This is a genomic window from Saccharomonospora iraqiensis subsp. paurometabolica YIM 90007 (assembly GCF_000231035.2).
Classification (GTDB): Bacteria; Actinomycetota; Actinomycetes; order Mycobacteriales; family Pseudonocardiaceae; genus Saccharomonospora; species Saccharomonospora paurometabolica.
Window position 1 is genome coordinate 10,201 of record NZ_KI912194.1, and the last position, 534, is coordinate 10,734.

Consider the following 534-nt stretch of genomic DNA (forward strand, 5'->3'; position numbering starts at 1 on the left):
CGGCCGACTGGTGGGACGAGGCGACCGCCCGGCGCCGCCAGGACCTGCGCGCCCACGGGGTGCGGGTGGCCGCGTTCGTCAGCCGGGAGACCGACCCGGCGATGCGGCTGGAGCCGCCCGTGCCGCTCGGCCATCCCGACGTGGTCGGCCGGGTCGTGCAGCTGCTGCTGTCCTTCCAGGGCGACCGGGCCGACCCGGATCCCGTCGAGCCGGAGCGCACCGAGGTGGCCGAGGCCTGGCACGCGATCCGGGAGAGGTTCGCCGCCGCACTCGGCCGTGCCCGGGAATCCGGCGGTTGATCCGTCCCGCGCCGTCGGCCGAGAGGAAGGGCGGAAGGCCATGACCACGCACCGCCCCGCCCGGGACGCCGTCGTGGTGGGCGTCGACGGGTCGGCGTCGGCCACGACCGCCGCGTGCTGGGCGGCCGCGCTCGCCGCCGCCCGGGGACTGCGTCTGCGGGTGGTCCACGCCTACGGACTCGTCGGCCGCTACGTCGGCGGTGGCGAGGCGACGGTGCTGCCCGAGGTGTTCGAG

Annotated in this window: 1 protein-coding gene and 1 pseudogene; both read left to right on the plus strand. The window is 77.5% G+C overall.

Annotation, left to right across the window (positions count from 1 at the left end; genetic code table 11):
* A pseudogene (locus tag SACPADRAFT_RS31960) lies at window positions 1–299 on the plus strand (hypothetical protein); the annotation flags it as partial.
* A 40-nt stretch (window positions 300–339) separates the two neighbouring features.
* The coding region (locus SACPADRAFT_RS0201845) for a universal stress protein (protein WP_007027940.1) at window positions 340–534 on the plus strand (195 nt) is incomplete at its 3' end.